Raw genomic sequence first — 21,072 nt, 5'->3', positions numbered from 1 at the left:
CCACCTTTTGGTGGGCTTTTTGCTTTTCTGCACCGGACAACTTGCGTTCGATCATCGCCCACAACCCGCTCTCCCCCACTTTCATCGCCCCCGCGCAGCCGCGCACCATGGCCGCCACCTGCATAAACCCAATAACAACAGGTCCTTACGCCATGAGCACTTTCCACCCGCGCCAGCTTTTGCTGGCAACCGCTGTCGCCAGTCTTTCCCTGCCCGCCCTCGCCGAGGAACACGGCTTCCTGGAAGACGCCAGCGCCAACCTCAACCTGCGCAATTTCTTCTTCAACCGCAATTTCACCAACCCCACCAAGACCCAGGGCGGCGCGCAGGAGTGGACGCAGAGTTTCATCCTCGACGCCAAGTCCGGCTTTACCCAGGGCACGGTGGGTTTCGGCGTGGATGTGTTGGGGCTGTACTCGTTGAAGCTCGATGGCGGGCGTGGCACCGGGGGGACCCAACTGCTGCCGCTGGACCACGACGGCCGCCCGGCGGATGAATTCGGGCGTCTGGGCGTGGCGTTCAAGGCACGTATTTCCAAGACGGAAGTGAAAGTTGGCGAATGGATGCCGGTGCTGCCGATCCTGCGCTCGGACGATGGCCGTTCCCTGCCGCAAACCCTGCGCGGTGGCCAGATCACCTCCAAGGAGATCGACGGCCTGACGCTCTACGGTGGCCAGTTCCGCGCCAACAGCCCGCGTGACGACAGCAGCATGAGCGACCTGTCGATGTTCGGTAAAACCGCATTCACATCGGACCGCTTCAACTTCCAGGGCGGCGAATACCTGTTCAACGACAAACGCACCCAGATCGGCCTGTGGAATGCCCAGCTCAAGGACATCTACAGCCAGCAGTTCGTCAACCTGACCCACAGCCAGCCGTTGGGCGACTGGACCCTGGGCGCCAACCTCGGCTTCTTCTATGGCAAAGACGATGGCAGCGCCCGCGCCGGCGAGCTGGACAACAAGACCTGGTCCGGCCTGTTCTCCGCCAGATACGGCGGCAACACCTTCTACGTCGGCCTGCAAAAGCTCACCGGCAACAGCGCCTGGATGCGGGTCAATGGCACCAGCGGCGGCACCCTGGCCAACGACAGTTACAACAGCAGCTACGACAATGCCCAGGAGAAATCCTGGCAGGTGCGCCACGACTATAACTTCGCCGCCCTCGGCGTGCCCGGCCTGACCCTGATGAACCGCTATCTCAGCGGCAGCAACGTGCACACCGGCACCATCACCGATGGCAAGGAATGGGGCCGCGAAAGCGAATTGGGCTACACCGTGCAGAGCGGCAGCCTGAAGAACCTGACCGTGCGCTGGCGCAATTCCAGCATGCGTCGCGACTACAGTAACAACGAGTTCGATGAGAACCGGTTGATCGTCAGTTACCCGATCAGCCTGCTGTAAAGCCGCATAACATTTATCCTGGGAACGATCTGAAGCGTCCGGGCAACTTCATGAGACAGGGCCAGCGTTGGCTCTCTCATAGGGATTACACATGGACGCTTCAAATCGCATTGCATGCCCCCAGATCTTCAGCAACAGCCACTACACACCCGACCCACCGCCTCAACTGGCGTTCACGTCCGACAGCCCGGTTCAAGCTCATCGGCATCCCTTTCTGGATGACGGCAATTTGAAGGCCTGCGGGCAATCAGTCTGGGAGCACGACCATGGCGAAAGCATCAGCAACAGCCTGATCCTTGAAACCGGTGACAACGCGGACCAGGTCCACATCAGCCAGACCCTGCCAGGCCAGTTGGACGTGAAGGTCAATGGCCGGCTGTATCGCTTTGACAGCCACGATAAAAACGGCGAGCCACTGACCTTTCACCTCAAGACCCACGACGGTAACGACAACATCCGCATTGACGCCAACGTGACCCAACCCATCACGGTGGATGCCGGGGACGGCAATGATCGGGTGCGCGCCGGCAGTGGCTACACCCGCCTGTTCGGCGGTCCTGGCAACGACGTACTTCACCTCGGCAGCGGCCTTGGCTACGCCGAAGGCAACGACGGCGATGACATGATCTTTGGCGGCAGCGGCGACAACGTGATCTATGGCAACAACGGCAATGACCGCCTTTACGCTGGTACCGGACCAAAAAGCAAAACCAGCTACCTGGACGGCGGCAACGGCAATGACCGCCTGTATGCCGGCAACGGCCATACGGTGTTGCATGGCGGCGCCGATAATGACCGCTTGATCGGCCACGACCGTAGTACGTTCTATACCGGCAGCGGTCGCGACGCAGTGGTTGCCAATCACCCCGGCGACCTGATCTACGCTCAATCCGGCGATACGATCCGGCACCTCAACGACTCGATATTAACCACCGTCACACCTGACCACGCGCCGCTTGAAGGGCTTGTCATAAAAGGCTCGGCCGACTTTATCCAACGGGTCGAAGACGATCTGGCCTTGCTGCGCAGCTCCCCCCAGGGCAAACAGATGCTTGCCGAAATGAACGCGATAGCCAGGCGCAACGGCGCACCGGTGACCGTGGTGGAGGACCAGTTCGACACGGGAAGCGGCTACACCTATGGCAGCCAGGAACTTAAAACCTTGTTGCAAAACGAACGCCCGCCGGTGGTCGGCGACGATCCCAAGTGGGGTTTCATGGTGGACGGCATACCGGGGTCGCGGGCGGACCGGGCTGAAATCGTCTATAACCGCTCAGCCTTGGAAGTACTGTCCCACAGGACATACTCACCTATCACCGTCCTCTATCACGAAATGGTCCACGCCTATAACGCCGGAAACGGCACCGCGTTGACGGGCTCGACCGTAGAGGTGGTCAACGGGGAGTCAGTTGATGTCTCCAACAGCGAACGTCAAGCCGTGGGGCTGCCGACCACCCCAGAGTATCCCCCCAACCCCAAGCCCTTCACTGAAAATGCCTTGAACGAAGAAATGGGCAAGCCGCTGCGTACCCACTATTTCGACTGAGCCTGAACACCGCTCGTTGGTCAGACGGTAACTCAACACCCGCCATCTTGCTGTATCGTGCGCGCCTGCCGCTGCTGATCCACCCAGCAGTGGCCTCCTATTCGAGCCCGCGCCCATCATGAAACCCTTCGCCATCGCATCCGCCGTGCTTGCCCTGGCCCTGAGCCTCAGCGGCTGTATTGGCGCACCTGTCGCCCTGACACCCCAGACCGAGCAACGCCTGCAAGGCCAGGCGCCGATCCGTTTTCTGCTGACCTTCGATGACGGCCCCAGCGCATCGGGCTACAACAACCCGAGCCGCTCAGTGGTGGCTGACCTGGCACAAAACCCGGTACTGCCGGGGATCAAGGCGGTGTTCTTCCTGCAAACCGAAGCCTCACGCTCCGGGGGCAGCTCACGAGGCCGCAAGACCATGCAGCGCGAGTATGCGGCGGGTCACATCCTCGCCTTCCACACCGCCACCGCGTTTCATACCAACCATCGCTGGCTGAACGACGCCGAACTGGAACGCACCCTCACCCAAGGTGCCGCTGACATTGCGTCGATCACCGGCAACCCGCCGGTGCTGGTCCGCCCGCCGTTCTGGAATTACGACCGCCGCACCTTCGCCGCCTACCAGCGTCACGGCATGCAGGTGCTGCTCACGGATTTGAGTGCCAATGACGGCAAGATCTGGGGCTTCAACGGCAGCCCACGGCGCCGGGCCAATTTGTATCGGCAACTGTCGGTGGTGCGCGAACACATTGCGTTGGGCGAGTTGCCGACGGTGGATGGCGTGATCCCTGTGGTGGTGACCTTCCACGACATCAACCGCTACACCGCGCGGCATATGCAGGAGTACTTGCAGATCCTGCTGGACAGTGCACGGATCACCGGTATGAAGACCGCCGCTGAACCGTTCTACACCGACACGGCCGCCCTGCAACGTGCGGCGCTGGCACGCACGGTGAAGGACGTGAATGAACCGGTGCGTCTGCCGGGCGTGTGGAATTGGGTGTGGGATGCCGATTCCCACTGACCCCTATTCCCGCGACTCAACTCCCAACTCATCCCACACCGACTCGGCCAGATGAAAAGTGGCGTTCGCCGCCGGAATCCCGCAGTAGATCGCGCTCTGCATCAGCACTTCCTTGATCTCGGCGCGGGTCACGCCATTGCTGGCGGCGGCACGCAGGTGCAGCTTGAGTTCTTCACTGCGGTTCATGCCGATCAGCATCGCGATGGTGATCAGGCTGCGGGTATGCCGTGGCAGGCCGGGGCGGGTCCAGATATCACCCCAGGCGTGGCGGGTGATCATTTCCTGGAACTCGCTGTTGAACTCGGTCAGGGCATTGAGGCTGCGGTCGACATGGGCATCGCCCAGCACTTCGCGGCGCACTTGCAGGCCTTCGGCGTAACGTTGTTTCTCGTCCACAAACAGCTCCTCAGCGGGCCAGCAGGAATTCGATTACGCAGTCGCTGAACGCAGCGCCGGCCTGCACATTGGACAGGTGCGCCGCATAGAACTCGGCGTACTCGGCGCCCCGCACATGGTTCTGGATAAAGTGACCGCCAGCCGGTGGGGTGACCGCATCGTCGGTGCCGGCAATCACTAACGTCGGCACCTTGATCAAGGCCAGTTGCTCACGAAAATCCGCATCGCGCACCGCCGCGCAATTGGCGGCGTAACCTTCAGGCGAGGTCGCCGCGAGCATGTCGGTAATCTGCTTGGCCTGGTGCGGGTTGGCGGCTGCGAAATCAGCCGTGAACCAGCGTGCGATGGACGCATCGCGCAGCGCCACCATCGCCGCTGCGCCGTCACGCAACACCATCTCGATGCGAGGGTTCCACACCTCGGGCGTGCCGATCCTGGCGGCGGTGTTGCATACCACCAGGCGGTTCAGGCGCTCGCCCGTGTTGATCCCCAGCCATTGGCCGATCAGGCCGCCCATGGACAAACCGCAGAAATGCGCGCGTTGGATATCCAGCGCATCCAGCAGCGCAATCACGTCGCGGCCGAGCTGTTCGATGCTGTACGGCCCCGGGGTGACCAGGGATTTGCCATGGCCACGGGTGTCGAAACGCAGCACGCGAAAGTGCTGGGTGAAGGCCGCGATCTGGATGTCCCACATATGCAGGTCGGTGCCCAGTGAGTTGGACAACACCAGCACAGGCGCATCCACAGGCCCGTCCAGTTGGTAATGCAGGTCGCCTTCGGCGAGTTGTACAAATGCCACGGTGGTCTCCTCAAGCAAAGTGTTCGGCTACGGCGCGGGCGACCCAGGTGCAGGCCTGGCCCAGGTAGTGGGCCGGGTCGAGCAGGCGGTCCAGTTCGGCCGCCGACAGCTCGGCGGTGACTTGCGGCTCATCCGCCAGTACCGCACGCAAATGCCGTTGCTCGGTAACGGCACGCTTGCAGCAGTGTTCCAGCAAGTGGTGCGCCGTTTCCCGGCCCAGGCGTTGGGCGAGCACGCTGCTGACGGCTTCGGCCAGCACCAGGCCTTGGGTCAGGTCGAGGTTTTTGCCCATGCGCTCGGGGTCGACTTCCAACCCTTCGCTCACCAGCAGCGCCTGTTGCAGCGCGCCGGAAACCAGGCGGCAAATCTCGGGCAGGGTTTCCCATTCGGCATGCCACAGGCCCAGGCTGCGTTCGTGCTCCTGGGGCATGGCGCTGAACATCGTCGATACCAGGCCCGGCACGCGGGTGGCGGCGCCGATCAGCACGGCCGCGCCCACCGGGTTGCGCTTGTGCGGCATGGTGGACGAGCCACCCTTGCCCGGTGCCGACGGCTCGAACACCTCCGCCGCTTCGGTCTGCATCAACAGGCTGATATCGCGGCCCAGTTTGCCCAGGCTGCCGGCGATCAGGCCAAGCACGGCGGCGAACTCTACCAGTCGATCCCGCTGAGTGTGCCAGGGTTGTTCGGGCAGGGTCAGTTGCAGCTCGTCTGCCAAAGCTTCAGCCACCGGCATCGCCTGTTCGCCCAGTGCGGCCAGGGTTCCGGAGGCACCGCCGAACTGAAGCACCAGCAAGCGCGGCTTCAACTGCGCCAACCGTTGTCGACTGCGCGTCACCGCCCCCAGCCAACCGGCGATCTTCATCCCCAGGGTGACCGGCGTCGCATGTTGCAACCAGGTGCGGCCGGCCAAGGGCACGGCTGCGTAACGCTGGGCCTGGGCGGCCAGGATGTCGCCCAGGCGCGCCAGGTCGCTTTCGATCAACGCCAGCGCCCGGCGCAGTTGCAACACCAGGCCAGTGTCCATCACGTCCTGGCTGGTCGCGCCCAAATGCACATAACGTTCGGCCCCGGCGTCTTCACTGGCAATCAGCTTGCCCAGCGCCTTCACCAGCGGGATCGCCGAATTCCCCGCCGTGGCAATCGCCACGCCGAGGGCATCCACGTCGTACAGCGACGCCAGGCAGGCCTGGGCAATCGGTGCGACAGCGGCCTGGGGAATCAACCCGACCCGGGCCTGGGCCCGGGCCAATCCGGCTTCGAAATCCAGCATGCCCTGCAGGCGTCCGCTGTCGCAGAACACCTCGGCCATGCTGTCCGCCGTGAAGTAAGCGTCGAACAATTGATTGCTCGTGCGCAGTGTCATAACGCGTCCCTTATAGATCGTGGTGCAGGTACGCCGCCTGTTTCGGCAGACGCAGGCTGAACAGGAAAGCGATGGCCATCATCGCCGTCACATACCAATAGAAACTGTTCTCCATGCCGATGGATTTCAGGCTCAGGGCGACGAATTCCGCCGAGCCGCCGAAAATCGCATTGGCCACCGCATAGGCCAGGCCCACGCCCAAGGCACGCACCTGAGGCGGGAACATCTCCGCTTTGACCAGGCCACTGATGGAGGTGTAGAAGCTGACAATCGCCAGGGCCAGGGTAATCAGCACAAAGGCCAGGAACGGGCTGCTGACGGTTTTCAGGGTCAGCAGGATGGGCACGGTGAACAGCGTGCCGAGGCCCGCAAACCACAACATCGAGTTACGCCGGCCGATCTTGTCCGCCAACATGCCGAACACCGGCTGCATGCACATGTAGAGGAACAACGCACCGGTCATGATGTAGCTGGACGTCTTGGCGTGCATGCCCACCGTGTTCACCAGGTACTTCTGCATGTAGGTGGTGAAGGTATAGAAAATCAGCGAGCCGCCGGCGGTGTAACCCAGCACCGTGATGAACGCGGCCTTGTGATCGCGAAACAGCGCGGCAATGCTGCCGGCGTCCTTGTCTTCGCGGGTTTCCTTGCTGGTGGTTTCTTTCAACGTGCGCCGCAGCAACAGGGAGATCACCGCCGCAATGGCGCCGATCACGAACGGAATCCGCCAGCCCCAGGCGCGCAGTTCTTCTTCGGTAAGGAACTGCTGCAGGATCACCACCACCAGCACCGCCAGCAACTGGCCGCCGATGAGGGTCACGTACTGGAAGGACGCGAAGAACCCGCGCTGGCCCTTGAGAGCCACCTCACTCATGTAAGTCGCGGTAGTGCCGTACTCGCCACCCACGGACAAGCCTTGGAACAGTCGCGCAATCAGCAGCAGGATCGGCGCCCAGACGCCGATGTCGTTGTAGGTCGGCAAAAAGGCGATGACCAGGGAGCCGGCGCACATCATCAGCACCGAAATCATCATTGAGTTCTTACGGCCATGCTTGTCAGCCACCCGGCCAAACAGCCAGCCGCCGATGGGGCGCATCAGGAAACCGGCGGCGAATACCCCCGCCGTATTGACCAACTGGACGGTAGGGTTGTCCGACGGGAAAAACGCCGGGGCAAAGTAAATGGCACAGAAGGCGTAGACGTAGAAGTCGAACCATTCGACGAGGTTGCCGGAGGATGCCCCGACAATCGCAAAAATCCGTTTGCTGCGTTCTTCTCCGGTGTAGTGACTCGTTGTTGTTGTCATGTGGTTTCACTCAGTGGGAACGGTTATAGCCTAGACATACTTTGCAACAACCATGTTCCGCAAGAAGACTTTTGGGTAGGTGGTGCCTGAACCGGCCCCATCGGGGGCAAGCCCCCTCCCACATGTTGACCGCACCGCCTATCAAATGTGGGAGGGGGCTTGCCCCCGATGGGGCCCTGAAAAACCACTCAATAATCGAAGAACACCGTTTCCTTATCCGTCCCCTGCAAAATCACATTCCACTGATACACCCCCGCCGCATCCTGCCGGGCGATCAAGGTGCCACGACGCTCCGAGGGCACACACGCCAGCAACGGGTCCTGCCCATTCAGCGCCTCGCCCTCAAAATAAATCCGCGTGAGCAAGTGCTTCACCAACCCACGGGCAAACACCAGCACCACCAGGTGCGGCGCCTGGGTGGTGCCCTTCAGTCCCGGTACGGCGCCCGGCTTGATGGTGGTAAAGCGGAACCGCCCTTCGGCATCCACCGGCACCCGGCCGAACCCTTCGAAGTTCGGGTCCAGTGCCTTGTCCTGCTCATCCTCCGGGTGATCGTACTTGCCGGCGGCATTGGCCTGCCAGACTTCGAGCATGGCGTCGTTGACGACATCACCATTGCCATCCACCACCTGCCCGCTGATCGCCACGCGCTCGCCAAGGGTGGCAGCCACGGTGAGGTCTTCACGGTTCAGCCAGGTCAGGCCGATGTGGTAATACGGCCCGACGGTGTGGGACGTGGTCGCATTGAGTGTCATCTCATTTCTCCATCGGCGTGGCGTCGCGGCCGCGCAGGACGATGTCCCAGCGGTAGCCGAGGGCATAGGAAGGAATGGTTTTTTCCAGGTCGAAACGGGCGATCAAGCGTTCCTTGGCCGAGGTGTCCGGCACGCAGTTGTAGATCGGGTCGTATTCCAGCAGCGGGTCTCCAGGGAAATACATCTGCGTGACCAGGCGCGTCAGCACGCTCGGGCCGAACAGCGAAAAGTGGACATGCGCCGGGCGCCACGCGTTGTGGTGATTGCCCCAGGGATACGCGCCGGGCTTGATGGTCTGGAACTGGTACCAGCCGTCGGCGTCGGTGACCGTGCGGCCGGTGCCGGTGAAGTTCGGGTCCAGCGGTGCGTCGTGCAGGTCGCGCTTATGGTTGTAGCGGCCGGCGGCGTTGGCCTGCCAGATTTCCACGAGGATGCCCGGCACCGGCAGGCCGTTTTCGTCGAGCACGCGGCCGTGAATGATGATGCGTTCGCCTTGGGGCTCGCCTTCATGCTGGGCGGTAAGGTCGTTGTCCTTCGGGTTGACCCGCTCGGCGCCGATGGTCGGGCCGGTGATTTCCGACAAGGAATGGGGCAGGAACACCAAGGGCTGCGACGGCGAACGCAGGTTCGTCGACTGGTAGGCCGGGTGCAGGTAATCCGGTTGAGTGCCCGCTTGCGGGCGCCGGTATCCGGGCTTGTCACTCATGGAGCAATCCTCTCTTGTTAGATGCGTTCAATCGCCAGGGCCAGGCCTTGGCCGACGCCCACGCACATGGTCGCCAGGCCTTTGCGGCCGCCGGTTTTTTCAAGCTGATGCAGCGCCGTCAGCACCAGCCGCGCGCCGCTCATGCCCAGCGGATGGCCAAGGGCAATGGCGCCGCCGTTCGGGTTGACCTGGGGTGCGTCGTCGGCAATGCCCAGCTCACGCAAGACGGCCAGGCCTTGGCTGGCGAAGGCCTCGTTGAGTTCGATCACGTCAAAGTCGGTGACGGCCAAGCCAAGGCGCTCGACCAGTTTGCGCACGGCCGGCACCGGGCCGATGCCCATCACCCGTGGCGCGACACCAGCGCTGGCCATGCCCAATACGCGAGCGCGAGCGGTCAGGCCATGTTTCTTGACCGCTTCGGCGGAAGCCAGGATCAGCGCCGCCGCACCGTCATTCACACCCGATGCATTGCCGGCGGTAACCGTTTTGTCCGGACCATTGACTGGCTTGAGTTTGGCCAGGGCTTCCAGGGTGGTGTCCCGTGGATGCTCGTCCTGCTCTACCACGGTTTCGCCTTTTTTATGGGCGACCCGCACCGGCACGATTTCTTCGGCGAAGAAACCGGCGGCTTGCGCGGCGGCAGTGCGTTGCTGGCTGCGCAGGGCAAAGGCGTCCTGGTCGGCACGGGACACCTTGTAATCGTCGGCGACGTTATCGGCGGTCTGTGGCATCGCATCCACGCCGTACTGCTCTTTCATCAACGGGTTGATAAAACGCCAGCCGATGGTGGTGTCTTCCAGCTTCATGTTGCGCGAGAACGCCGCGTCGGCCTTGCCCATCACGAACGGCGCGCGGGACATCGACTCGACGCCGCCGGCAATCGCCAGCTCCATTTCGCCGCTGGCAATTGCACGGAAAGCGGTGCCAATCGCGTCCATCCCCGAGGCGCACAAACGGTTGAGGGTCACGCCCGGAATGCTTTCCGGCAAGCCCGCCAGCAACAGCGCCATGCGCGCCACGTTGCGGTTGTCTTCACCGGCCTGGTTGGCGCAGCCGAGGAAGACCTCATCGACTGCCGTCCAATCCACCGACGGGTTGCGCTCGATCAAGGCCTTGATCGGCAGCGCCGCCAGGTCATCAGCCCGCACGGTGGACAGGCCACCGCCAAAACGGCCGATGGGGGTACGAATGGCGTCACAGATAAATACATCGCGCATCAGGCTTCTCCCGGTGCTTGGCCATGGGCGGCCGCGGTGCGTGCTTCAAGGTCACGCAGGGCGGTCAGCTCTACATCAGTGGGTTCGGCGGTGGTGTCGACCTGCTCGGCAAACCGAATCGCCCAACCGGTGGCGGCCACCACTTGCTCGCGGGTCACGCCCGGATGCAGCGCGGTGACTACGAACTCATTTGTACCGGCTTCCGGCTCCATGATGCACAGGTCGGTAATGATCCCTACAGGCCCTGCGCCCGGCAGGCCCAGGCGCTTGCGCGAGTCGCCGCCTTCGCCGTGGCCGACCGAGGTGATGAAGTCCAGCTGGTCGACAAACGAACGCGCCGACTGCTTGAGGATGATCAGCACGCTCTTGGCCGAACCGGCGATCTCCGGCGCGCCACCGGCACCCGGCAGGCGCACTTTGGGCTGGTGGTAGTCACCCACCACGGTGGTGTTGATGTTGCCGAAGCGGTCGACCTGGGCGGCGCCGAGGAAGCCCACGTCGATGCGCCCGCCCTGCAGCCAGTAGCGGAAGATCTCGCCGGTCGGTACCACGGTGTCGGCGGTTTCCGCCAGTTCGCCATCACCGATGGACAGTGGCAGTACCGATGGCTTGGCGCCAATCGGGCCGGACTCGTAGATCAGCACCACATCTGGCGACGACGTCAGGCGCGCCAGGTTGGCCGCCTTGGACGGCAAGCCGATGCCAACGAAGCACACGGAGCCGTTCTTGAGGCGGCGCGCGGCGGCAACGGTCATCATTTCATTGGTCGAGTAAGCCATTACTTGGCCTCCTGCGCGGTGGCCAGCCTGGCCTGGAATTCGGTGAAGTCGGCGGTGCCGTGGATGTATTCGTTGATCCAGGCGGTAAAGGTCCCGCGGTCGCGGGCGATCGGGTCCCACGCCTGGTAGAAGCGGTTATCGCGCTCGTTGTAACCATGCGCGTAGGACGGGTGTGCGCCACCAGGTACATGGCACACCGCCGTCAGGGCCCAGGTCGGCAAGACGCAGCTGTTCATCGGTGCATTCAAGTCATCGACGATTTCTTCGACGGTGACGATGCAGCGCTTGGCCGCCAGGGCCGCTTCCTTCTGCACACCGAGGATGCCCCACAGCAACACATTGCCCTTGCGGTCGGCTTTTTGCGCGTGGATCACGGTGACGTCCGGTCGCACCGACGGCACCGCCGCCAGCACTTCGCCGGTGAATGGGCAGGTCACGGTCTTGATCAGCGGGTTGACCTTGGGCAGGTCGGAACCAGCGTAGGCACGCAACACCGCGAATGGCAGACCCGACGCACCGGCGACGTAGGCATTGGCCAGGTCGGCGTGGCTGTGTTCTTCGATTTCCAGCGGTTGCGGCCATTGCTTCTCGACCGCGTCGCGCAAGCGATGCAGGGAACCCACGCCGGGGTTGCCGCCCCAGGAGAAAATCAACTTGCGGGCACAGCCGGCACCGATCAACTGGTCGTAGATCAGGTCAGGCGTCATACGCACCAGCGTCAGGTCTTTCTTGCCCTGACGAATGATTTCATGACCCGCTGCCGTAGGGATCAGATGGGTGAAGCCTTCGAGGGCGACGGTGTCGCCGTCGTTCACAAATTGCTTCACCGCGTCACGCAGCGCGAGGATTTCAGCCATGGGGTTCGGGCTCCCGGTGTGGATCGAAAAAGGCGCTGAGGTGGCGCCGAAGTGCTTGAAGATTAAGCCGGGGAAATGGGCCAAACAATCCGATAATCGACTCAGCGTTCGATTATCGAACGGATTGTTGCTTGGCTAAGCATTAAGCAAAACTCGATAACTGTGGGAGTGGGCTTGCCCCCTCCCACAGGTCTCAGGTCGCGTCGGCGTGGCTGACCATGCCTTTGATCACCACGGCCGTGGTGGCCAATGCGGCGGGGATCACCAGGGCGGTGAGCACTTGCTCGAAGTTCCAGCCCAGGCCCAGCAACGTCGCGCCCATCCACGCGCCGAGGATCGCGCCGAAACGGCCGATGCCGAGCATCCACGACACGCCCGTGGCACGGCCTTGAGTGGGGTAGAAACGTGCGGCCAGGGACGGCATCGCCGATTGCGCACCGTTGACACACATCCCGGCAATCAGCACCAGGGTCGCCAGTAAGGTGATACTGCCCAGGCTCTGCCCTACCGCGTAGGCAAACACCCCGGCCAGCAGGTAGAACGTGCCGATGACCTTGTGCGGATTGAACCGGTCCATCGCCCAGCCCACGCCCACCGCGCTCAACACACCACCGAACTGGAACAACGCGCCGATAAACGCGGCCTGCTCCATGCTCGCGCCGCTGTCGCGCATCAGGGTCGGCAGCCAGCTGGTGAGCAGGTACACGATCACCAGGCCCATGAAGTAGGTGAGCCACAGCAACAACGTACCGGCGCTGTAGGTGCCGGAGAAGATCACCGCAAACACGTTGCGCGCCTTGACGGTTTTTTGCTCGGGCACACTGAAACTGCTGGCTTGGGCGACAATGTTCGGCTCAATGGGCGACAAGGTTTTGCGCACCTTGTCGGTCCCCCGATTGCGCACCACCAGGTAGCGCGCCGATTCCGGCAGCCATACCAGCAACACCAGCGCCAGGATCAACGGCAGGATGCCGCCGATCAGCAGCAGGCTGTGCCAACCGAATGCCGGGATCAGCTTGGCCGAGATAAACCCGCCACCGGCCATGCCCAGGTTGAAGCCACAGAACATGCTGGTCACCAGCAACGACTTGTGGCGCTCAGGGGTGTATTCGGACAACAGCGTGGTGGCATTCGGCATGCCGGCGCCCAGGCCGAGCCCGGTCAGGAAGCGCAGCACCAGCAGTTGATCGACGTTGCTGCTGTAGGCCGACGCCAGACTGAATGCACCAAACACCAGCACCGCGCCCACCAGCACCACTTTGCGCCCGAAGCGATCCGCCAGCGGGCCGGAGCCGAGCGCGCCGAAGACCATGCCGATCAACGCGGCGCTCATCACCGGACCGAGGCTGGCGCGGTCGATGCCCCAATCCTGGGACAGCGCCGGCGCGATAAAGCCCATGGCGGCAGTGTCGAGGCCATCCAGGAAAACAATCAGGAAACACAGGATCACCACGCGCCACTGGTAACGGGACAGTGGCTGGGTGTTGATAAAGGACTGCACGTCCAAGGAAGTACCGACAGAGGGCTGATTCATTGTTTTTATTTCCACACCGATGGCGGGCTGACGACCTTGGGTCGTCGTTATTATTGAGCGCTCCCTGGAGCGCTGTCGCACAGTAATAAGCCAGGGAAAACAGCGCAATCGACCCAACCGGGATCTGTGCGGTCACCGAACAGCTTAGGCAAACAGCTGCGCACTCAACTCGCGGCTGGCACTGAGCATGCTCGGCAGGAAGCGCTGTTCCAGCTCGCTGCGGCTGACACGGCCGGCGTGGGTGCTGACGTTCAGCGCGGCCAGCACCTGGCCCGAGGCGTCATACACCGGCACCGCGATGGAGCGCAGGCCCTGCTCCAGTTCCTGGTCGACAATGCACCAGCCTTGCTGACGCACCTGTTGCAGGCAGTCGAACAGCGCGGCGGGCGTGGTCAGGGTGCGGCTGGTCTTGGTCTGCAGGTCGGCGTGGTCGAGATAATCCTGCAGCGAGGCGTCATCCAGCGCCGCGAGCAAGATGCGGCCCATGGAGGTGCAGTAGGCCGGCAGCCGTCCGCCCACCGACAGGTCCACCGAAATCAGGCGCTGGGTGGTGGCCGAACGGGCGATGTAGAGAATGTCGTCGCCTTCGAGGGTCGCCATGTTGCAGGCTTCGTGGAGTTGCTCGCTCATGCGGTCCAGATAAGGCTGGGCGGACACCGCCAGTGGCGTGGACGACAGATAGGCATGGCCCAGGGTCAGGACTTTGGGCAACAGCGAATAGGTACGCCCATCGGTAGTGGCGTAGCCGAGCTTGATCAAGGTGTGCAGGCAACGGCGCACGGCGGCGCGAGGGATTTCGGTGCGGTGGCTGATCTGGGCGATGGTGAGGTGGCGCTTGCGCTCCTGGAACGCCTGCACCACGGCCAGGCCACGGGCCAGGGAGGTCATGAAGTCCGGATCACCGGTAAACGCCTGGATACGCTTGGCCGGGGACGCAACGATCGGCGGCGCCACTGACGCGAAAGAGTTGCGCAATTGATCGTTCATGTCGAGATCCTTTGTCTTATTGTCAACCGCAGGGGAGGATTGGCCACTATTACAAGCTGCGTCAGCCGAGATGTACAAGGCAGGGCCGACAACATTGTGCGATTATCGGACGATCATTCGATTATCGCAATTTGCTCGCAACCTCCCCCTTCACCCACGACGGATTGAAAAAAAACGAGGCCTCTTATTAACGTTTGAAGTTTGGATGGATTCATGACACCCGAATGTGTGCAATTACCAATAGGCGCGTGTAACAAAACACTCATACAAAGTTGACGGTTTTTAACTTTATACCGATAGTGTTATTCAAATGCGCCGCTATAATGCACCCTGTGTACTGGTCCACCCGGTTTCATTATCGGCAACGGAGCTGGCCGCATGATGCACAGGCCGTGCATCGTCGATAGCAACTACCTGCCTTGAATGACGGCACTAGCAGTGTTCACCCACGTCTGTTTCAAACTTGAACGCTATGGCGGTTCGACTTGAAACACCCTGAGGGCGCATTCCGGCATAACGCTGCAACGTATTGACACTCAACTCAATTAGGTAACGATGTGACGAAAGATGAACTGCGCGCGGAACTTGAGCGCCAGGAGCAACGTTACAAGGACGTTTACGGCGGGGAAGTCACCACCTACGCCGCCCAGCCTGAACCTGAGCGCAAACCATGGCGCAAGCGCGCCAGCCTGCTTGACCAGGCCTTTGCACAGGAAATCCAAAAGATTGAACAGGAACTCAAAACCGAAGAGCCCTAGGCGATTCGGTTTGAGCCTCAAGGTCATGGCCCAGGTTGATGGCACTCAGCCATCAGCCAGAAATCTTGCACCCTACCAAGAACGGTAAAATTTCATACAAATGTTTCAGTCGTGACGTTTTTGTGACAATCCCCGCTTCTGGCGCCCTCTGCCATATAAATCAAAGACTTGCCCAAGCCCCGAAAACCCTGGGATGCACGCCCTTTCCGGGATTTTTTTCAGGGAAGATTGATACCGATGAGCAGCTAGTGCATCGATTACTGAGGTTTTCTGGCATAATCGCGCCCCCTTACGACCGGGTCAGAAAACCTTCATGATCGATTTATTCAGCGGACTGGATGCTTGGGTTCTCGTGAGCCTGTTGCTCGCCCTGGCCTTTGTCCTCGCCTTCGAGTTCATCAATGGCTTTCATGACACCGCTAACGCGGTGGCCACAGTCATCTATACCAAAGCCATGCCGCCGCACCTGGCCGTGTTCTTCTCCGGGGTGTTCAACTTCCTCGGCGTGTTGCTCGGTGGTGTCGGTGTCGCCTACGCCATCGTGCACTTGCTGCCGGTGGAGTTGCTGATCAATGTGAACACCGGCCATGGCCTGGCGATGGTCTTCTCTTTATTGGCGGCGGCGATCACCTGGAACCTGGGCACCTGGTACTTCGGTATCCCGGCCTCCAGCTCCCACACCCTGATCGGCTCGATCCTCGGGGTCGGCCTGGCCAACGCCCTGATCAACGACATTCCCCTGGCTGACGGTGTGAACTGGCAGAAAGCCGTGGATATCGGCGCTTCGCTGGTGTTCTCGCCGATGGCCGGCTTCCTGGTTGCAGCCCTGGTGCTGATCGGCCTGAAGTGGTGGCGTCCGCTGTCCAAGATGCACAAGACCCCGGACCAGCGCCGCAAGCTCGATGACAAGAAACACCCGCCGTTCTGGAACCGCCTGGTGCTGGTGATTTCCGCCATGGCCGTGAGTTTCGTGCACGGCTCCAACGACGGCCAGAAGGGTATCGGCCTGATCATGCTGGTGCTGATCGGTATCGTGCCGGCGCAGTTCGTGCTCGACCTGGGCAGCACCACCTACCAGATCGAACGGACCCGCGACGCCACCGTGCATTTGAGCCAGTTCTACCAGCGTAACAACGCCACGCTCGGCGAGTTCCTGGCCCTGGGCAAAAGCGTGCAGAACGACCTGCCTGGTAAGTTCCAGTGCAATCCACAGCAGACCGAGCCGACCATCAACGCGCTGGTCGACACACTCAAAGGCGTGTCCGACTATCACGCGCTGACGGCGGACCAGCGTATTGAAGTGCGCCGCTATCTGCTCTGCCTGGACGACACCGCGAAGAAAGTCGGCAAGCTGCCAGGCCTGGATGCCCGTGAGAAATCCGACCTCGACAAACTGCGCAAAGACCTGACCGCCACTACCGAATACGCCCCGTTCTGGGTGATCCTTGCCGTCGCACTGGCCTTGGGCCTGGGCACCATGGTGGGCTGGAAGCGTGTGGTACTGACCATCGGCGAGAAGATCGGCAAGCAAGGCATGACCTATGCCCAGGGCATGTCGGCACAGATCACCACCGCGACCATGATTGGCTTTGCCAACATCTTCGCGCTGCCGGTGTCGACTACCCACGTGCTGTCGTCGGGCGTGGCCGGTACCATGGTCGCCAACAAAAGCGGCCTGCAGGGCGGCACCGTGAAGACCATCCTGATGGCCTGGGTACTGACCCTGCCGGCAACCGTGGCCCTGTCGGCCGGGTTGTTCTGGTTGGCTTCCAAGGCGCTGGGCAGCTGATAAGCCGCCTGCGATAAAAAAGGTGCGATCCGCGAGGGTCGCACCTTTTTTATGATCACTATTGCGTTAATTCAGGCGCAAAAAAAGGGCGACCGAAGTCGCCCAAAATGCCTTGCGTGCTCATGTAACCTGGAAAAACTATGGTTTTTTCCGCTTGTTCGCGTCTTTCCAGATAAAAATTCCAAATCCTACAAAAAACATCACCATCAGGCTTACCGTCAGCACTCCGGCGAACACCACATTATCGATAAACATGACCGGCCTCCTGCGCTTGCCCTGTTGCGATAGGGCTAAGTTAATGGAGAAGGCGGATTGGAAAATTGACGGGGATCAATGTCGCCCGCGACGGGGCGTAAAGAAGAGCAATAACTGACCTGCATCAATGGATGCAGGTACTTTCAACGCTTTTTTGGCTTGTTCTTCGATTTCTTTTTAACTTTGCCGAGTGGCATTGCCTGTTCAAATGCCTGGCGGACTTCATTCAGGCGTTTGTCATTGAGGTCGTGAACGCGCTTGGCGCGCTCGGCATTCAGGTCGATCAGCTTGTCGTCTTCACTCATGGCTTGGCTTACGTCGTGGAGGGAATGACCCAATAATGCGGCCTCCCCCGCTCAACGGCAAATCAGCGGGCGACAAAAGGCAGGTCATCGCACAAAATCGCTGTTTTCCCGAACCAGGAGATTCACCCAGGTGGCACTGCACAAGGACCTTCCGCCGCTGCTGGCGCTGCGCGCCTTCGAAGCCGTGGCGCGGCACTTGAGTTTTATCAAGGCCGCCAGCGAGTTGTCAGTGACCCAGAGCGCGCTGAGCCATCAGGTGCAAAAGCTTGAGCAGCACCTGGGCAAACCCTTGTTTATCCGACGCACCCGTGCGATCGATCTGACCACCGACGGCCAACAGTACTACGACGAAATCCGCCCAGCCCTCGATGCCATCGCCGCCGCCACACGCGCCCAACGGGTCACCCCCAGCGCCACCGTGCTGCGCATCGGCTTGCTGGCCTCCTTTGCGACCCTGTGGCTGGCGCCCCGCCTGGCAGGCTTCCTCAATCGCTACCCACATATCCAGGTGGAATTGTTGCCGGCCATTCAACTGGCAGACGTGGCAGGTGCGGAGGTCGACCTGGCCATCCGTTATGGCAAAGGCGACTGGCCCGATGTGCAGGCCACGCGACTGATGCCGGAAATCATCTCGCCGGTGTGCAGCCCGATGTTCAAGGCAACGCAAGACAGCCCATTGCTGATGGCCACTTCGCACCGCCCCTTTGAATGGACCGACTGGTCCGAGCACTATCAGGTCGACCTCGGTCACCACCCCCGCGTAATGCTGCACGACTACAACATCGTGGTCGAAGCCGCCGTGGCCGGCCAGGGCATCGCCATGGGCCGTCATCGCCTGATCGAGCGCAGGCTGCAGGACGGCAGCCTGGTGGAAGCCTTCGATTGGCCGCCCTATCACAGCGACATCGGCTACTGGTTGATCGCACCTCAAGGCACCACCAGCGAAGCCGCCGCGTGTTTCAGCCAATGGCTGAGGGAAGCCTGCACCGATACGTGAGTTTTTTCGATACATCGCGTGAGATCTATCCGTTTGTCGCGCCTCGATACAGCCAACATGCTGAAGCCTCCCGACCCAAGAGGATTCATCATGAGCGACTCCCTCCGCCAACGCGTGCAAGCCCTTGGCCTCACGCTGCCAACCCCCAGCCAGCCGATCGCCAACTACATCAACCACGTGGTCAGCCAGAATCACCTGTTCGTCTCCGGGCAAATCCCACTGGTGGATGGTAAACCCGCCTATGTGGGCCGGTTGGGCGAGTCGCTCAGCGATGCAGAAGGTGCTCAAGCAGCGGAACTCGCTGCGCTGGGCCTGCTGGGGCAGTTGAGCAATGCCCTCGGCGATGACCTGTCGCGCCTGGTGCGCACCGTGCGCCTGGGAGTATTCATCGCCAGCAGCGGCGACTTCACGCAACAGAGCGTGGTGGCCAACGGTGCCTCCAACCTGCTGGTCAATGCGCTTGGCGAAAAAGGCCGACATGTGCGCACCGCCGTTGGCGTGTCCAGCCTGCCGGCCGGTGTGGCCGTGGAGGTTGATGCGATTTTCGAGCTGCACCCATGAGCCCGCTTGAAGTCCAGCACCTGCGGGATGACACGCCCGGCTGCCAGTCCGGCATCGTGCACTTCAATCATGCCGGCGCCTCGCTGCCCAGCCAGGCAACCCTCGACGCGATCTTCGAACAACTGCAACGGGAGGCTCGCGACGGCCCGATGGAAGCTGGCGAACATGGCGCCGTGCTGGTGGAAAGAGCCCGCCGCGCCGCCGCACAACTGCTCAACGCTCCTGCCTCATCCATCGCGTTTGCCAGCAGTGGTTCGACCGCCTGGAGCCTGGCGTTCCAGGCCCTGGGCCCCTGGCAACCCGGCGACCGCATTCTGGTAGGCCGTCACGAATGGGGCGGCAACCTGGCCAGCATGGAACTGGCGGTGCAAGCGGGTGCCCGCGTGGAAGTCATCCCCTGCGATGCAAGCGGCGCGGTCTGCCCGGTGGCGTTGGAGTCGATGCTCGATGCCAGGGTAAAGCTGATCGACCTTACGTGGCTCCCGGCCAACGGCGGCCTGATCAACCCCGCCCAGGCCATCGGTGACCTGGCCAGGCGTCACGCCATCCCCTACTTCATCGACGCCGGCCAGGCCGTCGGCCAGGTGCCGGTGGACGTACAAGCATTGCAGTGCGATGTGCTCAAGTCCGCCGGAAGAAAGCATCTGCGCGGTCCACGCGGGACGGCGCTGTTGTATGTGCGGCCGGATTTCCTCGGGCGCCTGAACCCGGCCCAACGCGATGTGTTTTCGGCGCCCTGGACCGCCCAGGGTTTCGATCTGCGCAATGACACACGGCGCTTTGAAACCAGCGAGGCATCCTTCGCCTTGCTGGCCGGGCTGGGCAATGCGCTGCAGGAGATGAATCGGCTGGGGGTCGAGCGCGCCTGGGAGAGGGTTTCGCAGACCAGCGCGCAAATCCGTGAAGCGTTGCGTGGGATTGCGGGCATTACCCTGCATGACCTGGGCACTTGCCAATCCGGCTTGATCGCCTTCAACCTCGCCGGCTGGGATGCCTTTGAACTCAAGCGGCGCCTGGGCTTGAAACGCATCAATATCGGCGCCAACGGCGTGGCCTACACCCCGCTGGATATGCAGGCGCGTGGCCTGGAGAGCGTGGCGCGGATCTCGGTGAGCCCGCTCAACAACGAGCATGATATCCAGCTGCTGATAGCGGCTCTGCGTGAGTTGCGCGACTAAACCTCGACGTCCACCCAAAGGCCCTGGCGCGGTGCATCTTCGATCAGCGGCGCCACTGGCACGGTGTTGTCGGCATTCAACAAATCGCCCGGAATGGCCAGGTGCTGCTCCGGGTCTTCATCGGCTTCACGCCGGCGTCTCTGCTGTTCCTGCTGGCGGCGCTGTTCTTCGCGCAGCAAAAAGGTCGACGTCTCGGCATCGCCTTTTTTCAGGTCGATGGTGCTCTCGTTGGAGCCCGGCTGGACGGGCACCACGGGCGGTATGTCCGGCTTCTGGCGCACCGGATCGAGTTGTGACGTGACCGGCACAACGCTGACGGGCAGCATGGGTGGAAGCATAGTGATTATTCTCCTGATCAACAGGCTGTCGGCGGGTTGCAGGGTGACTTGAGCACAGGCTCGCCAACCTGTGACCCAGTCGACACTCCCAAGTGCCCGCCACCCGTCGATTCGGTTTCCGGCCCCCCACGCAAACGGAGTAGTTTTTGTCAGAGTCCTTGGGCGTGGGGGCTTGTTCCGTTAAGATAGTCGGCTTTTTCACGGCGGGAGTCAGGCAGC

The 21,072-nt window shown here is 61.8% G+C and carries 22 protein-coding genes; 8 read left to right on the top strand and 14 right to left on the bottom strand.

All coding sequences use genetic code 11. From position 1 onward, the window contains the following. Positions 1-152 precede the first annotated feature (152 nt). From BM017_RS03540 to BM017_RS03530, 3 genes are all read left to right on the top strand, one after another. Positions 153-1,403: an OprD family porin gene (locus BM017_RS03540; protein WP_092241291.1), complete on the top strand. Its 1,251-nt coding sequence runs from the start codon at positions 153-155 to the stop codon at positions 1,401-1,403. Between the two features lie 91 nt (positions 1,404-1,494). Continuing rightward, positions 1,495-2,949, top strand: coding sequence for a M91 family zinc metallopeptidase (locus tag BM017_RS03535; protein ID WP_092241289.1), 1,455 nt, complete (start codon positions 1,495-1,497; stop codon positions 2,947-2,949). Between the two features lie 118 nt (positions 2,950-3,067). Next, a complete protein-coding gene (locus BM017_RS03530; RefSeq protein WP_092241287.1) occupies positions 3,068-3,967 on the top strand; it encodes a polysaccharide deacetylase family protein in 900 nt (299 codons plus the stop codon). A gap of 3 nt (positions 3,968-3,970) precedes the next feature. Here the strand turns inward: BM017_RS03530 and pcaC are convergent, their stop codons facing one another. The 11 genes from pcaC to pcaR all read right to left on the bottom strand — a co-directional run bounded on the left by pcaC (position 3,971) and on the right by pcaR (position 14,672). Beyond that, positions 3,971-4,363, bottom strand: coding sequence for a 4-carboxymuconolactone decarboxylase (gene pcaC / locus BM017_RS03525; RefSeq protein ID WP_028619276.1), 393 nt, complete (start codon positions 4,361-4,363; stop codon positions 3,971-3,973). A 10-nt stretch (positions 4,364-4,373) separates the two neighbouring features. Further along, complete coding sequence (pcaD, locus tag BM017_RS03520) at positions 4,374-5,165, bottom strand: 3-oxoadipate enol-lactonase (RefSeq protein WP_092241285.1); 792 nt, start codon at positions 5,163-5,165, stop codon at positions 4,374-4,376. Between the two features lie 10 nt (positions 5,166-5,175). Then, complete coding sequence (locus BM017_RS03515; RefSeq protein ID WP_092241283.1) at positions 5,176-6,531, bottom strand: 3-carboxy-cis,cis-muconate cycloisomerase; 1,356 nt, start codon at positions 6,529-6,531, stop codon at positions 5,176-5,178. 10 nt (positions 6,532-6,541) lie between these two features. Then, positions 6,542-7,837, bottom strand: a complete 1,296-nt coding sequence (locus tag BM017_RS03510; protein WP_092241281.1) for an MFS family transporter — start codon at positions 7,835-7,837, stop codon at positions 6,542-6,544. Positions 7,838-8,025: 188 nt separating this feature from the next. Then, entirely contained in the window at positions 8,026-8,592 is a 567-nt protein-coding gene (gene pcaG, locus BM017_RS03505; protein ID WP_092241279.1) for a protocatechuate 3,4-dioxygenase subunit alpha, read from the bottom strand. A gap of 1 nt (position 8,593) precedes the next feature. Next, entirely contained in the window at positions 8,594-9,298 is a 705-nt protein-coding gene (gene pcaH, locus BM017_RS03500; RefSeq protein ID WP_092241276.1) for a protocatechuate 3,4-dioxygenase subunit beta, read from the bottom strand. Positions 9,299-9,315: 17 nt separating this feature from the next. Then, positions 9,316-10,518: a 3-oxoadipyl-CoA thiolase gene (gene pcaF, locus BM017_RS03495; protein WP_170856036.1), complete on the bottom strand. Its 1,203-nt coding sequence runs from the start codon at positions 10,516-10,518 to the stop codon at positions 9,316-9,318. Continuing rightward, a complete protein-coding gene (locus BM017_RS03490) occupies positions 10,515-11,294 on the bottom strand; it encodes a CoA-transferase subunit beta (RefSeq protein ID WP_092241272.1) in 780 nt (259 codons plus the stop codon). The genes pcaF and BM017_RS03490 overlap by 4 nt, the downstream gene beginning before the upstream one ends. Beyond that, positions 11,294-12,151, bottom strand: a complete 858-nt coding sequence (locus tag BM017_RS03485; RefSeq protein WP_092241270.1) for a CoA transferase subunit A — start codon at positions 12,149-12,151, stop codon at positions 11,294-11,296. The genes BM017_RS03490 and BM017_RS03485 overlap by 1 nt, the downstream gene beginning before the upstream one ends. A gap of 193 nt (positions 12,152-12,344) precedes the next feature. Then, on the bottom strand, positions 12,345-13,685 hold the full coding sequence (locus BM017_RS03480; protein ID WP_092241268.1) for a 4-hydroxybenzoate transporter PcaK: 1,341 nt from the start codon (positions 13,683-13,685) through the stop codon (positions 12,345-12,347). A gap of 144 nt (positions 13,686-13,829) precedes the next feature. Next, positions 13,830-14,672 carry a pca regulon transcriptional regulator PcaR gene (gene pcaR / locus BM017_RS03475; RefSeq protein ID WP_071488865.1) on the bottom strand — a complete coding sequence of 281 codons (843 nt, stop codon included), beginning with the start codon at positions 14,670-14,672 and terminating at the stop codon, positions 13,830-13,832. Positions 14,673-15,229: 557 nt separating this feature from the next. Between pcaR and BM017_RS03470 the strand changes: the two genes are divergently transcribed. Both BM017_RS03470 and BM017_RS03465 read left to right on the top strand, forming a co-directional pair. Beyond that, positions 15,230-15,430 carry a hypothetical protein gene (locus BM017_RS03470; protein ID WP_003189295.1) on the top strand — a complete coding sequence of 67 codons (201 nt, stop codon included), beginning with the start codon at positions 15,230-15,232 and terminating at the stop codon, positions 15,428-15,430. Positions 15,431-15,743: 313 nt separating this feature from the next. Next, positions 15,744-17,219, top strand: coding sequence for an inorganic phosphate transporter (locus BM017_RS03465; protein WP_092241266.1), 1,476 nt, complete (start codon positions 15,744-15,746; stop codon positions 17,217-17,219). A gap of 138 nt (positions 17,220-17,357) precedes the next feature. Here the strand turns inward: BM017_RS03465 and ccoM are convergent, their stop codons facing one another. Both ccoM and BM017_RS29060 read right to left on the bottom strand, forming a co-directional pair. Next, positions 17,358-17,474, bottom strand: coding sequence for a cytochrome c oxidase subunit CcoM (gene ccoM, locus BM017_RS29495; protein ID WP_010212341.1), 117 nt, complete (start codon positions 17,472-17,474; stop codon positions 17,358-17,360). 143 nt (positions 17,475-17,617) lie between these two features. Beyond that, positions 17,618-17,779 carry a hypothetical protein gene (locus BM017_RS29060; RefSeq protein WP_092241264.1) on the bottom strand — a complete coding sequence of 54 codons (162 nt, stop codon included), beginning with the start codon at positions 17,777-17,779 and terminating at the stop codon, positions 17,618-17,620. Between the two features lie 130 nt (positions 17,780-17,909). Between BM017_RS29060 and BM017_RS03455 the strand changes: the two genes are divergently transcribed. The 3 genes from BM017_RS03455 to BM017_RS03445 all read left to right on the top strand — a co-directional run bounded on the left by BM017_RS03455 (position 17,910) and on the right by BM017_RS03445 (position 20,515). Next, positions 17,910-18,776: a LysR substrate-binding domain-containing protein gene (locus tag BM017_RS03455; protein ID WP_092241262.1), complete on the top strand. Its 867-nt coding sequence runs from the start codon at positions 17,910-17,912 to the stop codon at positions 18,774-18,776. A 90-nt stretch (positions 18,777-18,866) separates the two neighbouring features. After that, positions 18,867-19,337, top strand: a complete 471-nt coding sequence (locus BM017_RS03450; RefSeq protein ID WP_071488861.1) for a RidA family protein — start codon at positions 18,867-18,869, stop codon at positions 19,335-19,337. Further along, the gene (locus BM017_RS03445) at positions 19,334-20,515 is read left to right on the top strand and encodes an aminotransferase class V-fold PLP-dependent enzyme (RefSeq protein ID WP_092241260.1); all 1,182 of its coding nucleotides are present in this window, start codon (positions 19,334-19,336) and stop codon (positions 20,513-20,515) included. The genes BM017_RS03450 and BM017_RS03445 overlap by 4 nt, the downstream gene beginning before the upstream one ends. Here BM017_RS03445 and BM017_RS03440 read toward each other — a convergent pair. Next, positions 20,512-20,853, bottom strand: a complete 342-nt coding sequence (locus BM017_RS03440) for an aspartate-semialdehyde dehydrogenase (RefSeq protein ID WP_092241258.1) — start codon at positions 20,851-20,853, stop codon at positions 20,512-20,514. The two genes, BM017_RS03445 and BM017_RS03440, sit on opposite strands and share 4 nt — an antisense overlap. Positions 20,854-21,072 lie beyond the last annotated feature (219 nt).

It is taken from the genome of Pseudomonas sp. NFPP04 (genome assembly GCF_900113815.1).
Taxonomy (GTDB): domain Bacteria; phylum Pseudomonadota; class Gammaproteobacteria; order Pseudomonadales; family Pseudomonadaceae; genus Aquipseudomonas; species Aquipseudomonas extremorientalis.
This window is presented reverse-complemented; position numbering and strand designations above follow the sequence as displayed.